Genomic DNA, 3679 nt, shown 5'->3' on the forward strand with positions numbered 1-3679 from the left:
GGTGTGGACGACGGTGTCGAGGGCGGCGAGCGGGACGGCGACGTCGGAGGGGTGGGTGGCGATGCAGTGCTCGCTGGTGCCGAGCACGGCGTGGGTGCGGCTGACGCCTTCGAGGGCGGCGCAACCGGTGCCGGGTTCCCGCTTGTTGCATGGTGCCTGGTGGTCGCGGAAGTAGCCGCAGCGCACGGCCTGCATCATGTTGCCGCCCATGGATGCCATGTGGCGGAGTTGCGCGGACGCGCCGAGTTCGAGTGCCTGGGCGACCATCGGGTAGCGGTCGCGGACGGTCTGGTGGGCGGCGGTTTCACTCATTCGGGTGAGTGCGCCGATGCGCAGGCCGCCGTCGGGAAGCTCCTCGACGCCGCCGAGCGGCAGGCGGTTGATGTCGACGAGGCGGCGGGCGGTGCGGACGTGCAGACGCAGCAAGTCGATCTCGGTGGTGCCACCGGCGAGGAACCGGCTGCCGGGGTCGGCCTGGACGGCGCTGACGGCGGTCTCGACGCTGTCGGCGCGGAGGTAGGTGAGCGGACGCATTCCGGGCTCCTTCAGAGACGTTCGCGGGCGGCGCGGATGGCGTCGCGGATGTGGGGGTAGGCGGCGCAGCGGCAGATGTTGCCGCTCATCCATTCGCCGATCTCCGCGTTGTCCTCCGCATGGCCCTCCTGGACGCAGCCGAGGGCGGACATGATCTGTCCCGGGGTGCAGTAGCCGCACTGGAACGCGTCGTGGGTGACGAACTCCTGCTGAAGCGGGGGGAGTTGGCCGTCCTGGCTGCCGTTGGGCCGGGCGAGGCCCTCGACGGTGGTGACGTCCTGGCCCTCGCAGGCGATGGCGAGGGTGAGACAGGACAGCACGCGGCGACCGTCGACGAGGACGGTGCAGGCGCCACAGGTGCCCTGGTCGCAGCCGCGTTTGGCGCCGGTGAGATGGAGTTCGTCGCGCAGGGCCGCGAGGAGGCTCACGCGTGGCTCGATCTCGATCACTCGTTCGCTGTTGTTGACGGTGAGCCGAACCTTCTCCGGCATGGGTCCGCGTTCGGTGGCCTGTGCGGTGTCCGCCGCGCTCTGGGTCATGGCCGTTACTCCGGTGAGTGTGGGGGGGGCGTCCTCGGGGTGCCCGACTTCACACCACGAGGTGCATATCAGGACAAGCTTCCCTACGGTGGGCGGCATGACGAAGCCCACGCACGACCGGCGTGTCACCGGTGACGACCAGGTGAGCGCCGTCTACACCTGGCTGGTGGAACCGGGTCGGGAGGCCGACTTCCGGGAGTGGGCGCACGGCATCCAGCGCGTCGCAAGCACCTTCCACGGTCAGCAGGGCGTCACCTGGCTCCAGCCGGAAGGGGAAGGCCGCCGCTTCCACGCCGTCGTCCGGTTCGCGGACACCGAGAGCCTGGAACGCTGGATGGGGTCGGCCGAGCGGGCCGAATGGCACGACCGGCTCGACGGCATCGCCCGCCCGGCGCACCCCCATCTGACGACCACCGGGATGGAGTCCTGGTTCACCGTCCCCGACGGAGTCGCCCGGCCACCGGCCCGCTGGAAGATGGCGCTCACGACGCTGCTTGCCGTCTACCCGTTCGCCCTGCTCCACACGTGGCAGGCCGCCCCCCGTCTGGGTGACGTCCCGCTGCTCCTCCGCGCCGCCGTACTGCCCCTCTTCCTCGCCCCGACGCTCACCTACCTCGTGATGCCCCAGCTCAGCCGCCTCCTGCGTGGGTGGCTCTACCCGGACAGGCCCTGAGCGCGGAGCGCGGCCGCGCCACCTGACGGGACGTGGGCGCGTGACCGCCCGCGGGCGGTATTCGTTCTTGTCCTCCCAGGCCAGGGAGAGGGAACGTGACCGCAGCATCATCGTTGGACCGGCGGGCGCTGCTGCGCGGCGCCGGAGTACTGGGCCTCGGCGCGGCCGGAGCGACCGGGATCGCGGTGGCCGGCCGGCCGGCCGGCGCGGCGCCGACGGCAGAGCGGAAGGGCTCGGTGCCGGCGCCTCGTGTGTACGGGACAGCCGAGTGGGGCGCGCGGCCACCGGCCGGTGAGATCGAGGTGCTGGACCGGGTGCCGCGCTACATCGTCGTCCACCACACCGCCGAGCCCGGCAACAGCGAGGACCACTCGCTGACGCACGCCATGCGCGTCTGCCGCAGCATCCAGCGCTTCCACATGGACACGCGTGGCTGGATCGACTCGGGCCAGCAGTTCACCAACAGTCGCGGCGGCCACGTCCTGGAGGGGCGGCACCGCAGCCTGGAGGTGGTGCACGACGGCGGACGGCACGTCGTCGGGGCGAATGTCGGCGGCCGCAACAGCGAGGTCGTCGGCATCGAGAACGAGGGCCTGTACGTCACCGTGGACGTGCCGCCCGCGCTCTGGGACTCGCTGGTGGCGCTCATCGCCTGGATCGCCACACGCTACGGGCGTCCGGTGGAGAGCATCATGGGGCACCGGGACTTCAACTCGACCGAGTGCCCGGGCGAGGTCCTGTACGGCAGGCTTGACGAACTCCGCCGAGCCGTGGCAAAGGCGATGGGACAGCGGGGGCCGTTCGAACTCCCTCTGAAATGGCCGCTGTTGCGACCGAACGACGCCGGGCCGCGAGTGCGGGCGGCGCAGCATCTGCTGCGGGCGCGCGGGTTCTCCGACGTACCGACGGACGGCGTGTTCGGTCCGGCGACGCGTCGCGCGGTGGCGCGGCTCGCCGACGCGCACGGCGTGCTGCCGCACAGTTGCACGGCGACGCTGCGCGCGAGCGCGGACGAGCGCGGCTACCTGGGCTCGGACATCTGGCCGCTGCTGACCGCGACGACCGCTCGTCCGGGCGAGAACGCGGACGTCGGCGCGGCGGTGGAGACGCTGCGCCGGGCGGGAGGCCGGCTGGAGTCGCCGGGCGGGCTGCTCGTGCGGCGTGACTGGCAGCGTCTCCTGAGCGGATGATCTCGGCGGGTCGCCGGCCGGGAGGGGCGACGGCGGGAACGTTCGTACGGGCCCGCGCGTCAGCTTCGCGCCCCTCCCGGCCCGCCGTACGGGGGGTTCCGCCGGGACTCGCGCTGTGGTGAGGTGTTGTGCGATCCGGCTTGCTCACGACGATGTGAGGGTGAGGCCATGGTTATCAGCGACGCGACGGCGGAGTTCCGGGCGGCCCGGGACTTCCTGCTACGACATCGGGACGACTATCGGACGGCCTGCGACAAGTTCGTGTGGCCCCGCCCGGAGGAGTTCAACTGGGCGCTCGACTGGTTCGACCCGCTCGCCGACGGCAACCAGCGGACGGCGCTGCACATCGTGGAGGAGGACGGCGCCGAGACACGCATCAGCTTCGCCGCGATGTCCGCCCGTTCCGGGCAGGTCGCGTGCTGGCTGCGCTCACTCGGGGTACGCCCCGGCGACCGGCTGCTGGTGATGCTCGGCAACCAGCAGGAGCTGTGGGAGACCATGCTCGCCGCCATGAAGCTGCGGGTCGCGGTGATCCCCGCGACGCCGCTGCTCGGGCCGGCGGACCTGACGGACCGGGTCCGGCGCGGCGGCGTGAGCCACGTCGTCGTACGCGCGGCGGACACCGTCAAGTTCGACGAAGTGCCCGGCGGCTACCGCCGCATCGCGGTCGGCGGGGCGCGACCGGGCTGGACGAACTACGCCGAGTCCTACTCCGCCCCCACCGACTTCACCCCCGACTGCCC

5 protein-coding genes are annotated in these 3679 nt (G+C 71.9%); 3 read left to right on the forward strand and 2 right to left on the reverse strand.

The annotated features are described in order from the left end of the window. On the reverse strand, positions 1 to 534 hold a 534-nt coding region (locus tag FNX44_RS24940), incomplete at its 3' end, for an FAD binding domain-containing protein (RefSeq protein WP_173019281.1). A gap of 11 nt (positions 535 to 545) precedes the next feature. After that, positions 546 to 1073, reverse strand: coding sequence for a (2Fe-2S)-binding protein (locus tag FNX44_RS24945; protein ID WP_143651252.1), 528 nt, complete (start codon positions 1071 to 1073; stop codon positions 546 to 548). A gap of 97 nt (positions 1074 to 1170) precedes the next feature. On the opposite strand from FNX44_RS24945, the gene FNX44_RS24950 reads away from it, so the two are divergent. From FNX44_RS24950 to FNX44_RS24960, 3 genes are all read left to right on the forward strand, one after another. Continuing rightward, a complete protein-coding gene (locus tag FNX44_RS24950) occupies positions 1171 to 1746 on the forward strand; it encodes an antibiotic biosynthesis monooxygenase (RefSeq protein WP_143651253.1) in 576 nt (191 codons plus the stop codon). A gap of 95 nt (positions 1747 to 1841) precedes the next feature. Then, positions 1842 to 2936, forward strand: a complete 1095-nt coding sequence (locus tag FNX44_RS24955) for a peptidoglycan recognition protein family protein (RefSeq protein ID WP_143651254.1) — start codon at positions 1842 to 1844, stop codon at positions 2934 to 2936. Between the two features lie 168 nt (positions 2937 to 3104). Next, a partial coding sequence (locus FNX44_RS24960) for an AMP-binding protein (protein WP_143651255.1) occupies positions 3105 to 3679 on the forward strand: 575 nt, incomplete at its 3' end.

The organism is Streptomyces alkaliterrae (genome assembly GCF_007097205.2).
GTDB lineage: Bacteria > Actinomycetota > Actinomycetes > Streptomycetales > Streptomycetaceae > Streptomyces > Streptomyces alkaliterrae.

What these genes read in the sequence shown, in the direction of transcription:
- FNX44_RS24945 (WP_143651252.1), bottom strand. Translation starts at nt 1,073, where the DNA reads ATGACCCAGAGCGCGGCGGACACCGCACAGGCCACCGAACGCGGACCC.
- FNX44_RS24950 (WP_143651253.1), top strand. Translation starts at nt 1,171, where the DNA reads ATGACGAAGCCCACGCACGACCGGCGTGTCACCGGTGACGACCAGGTG.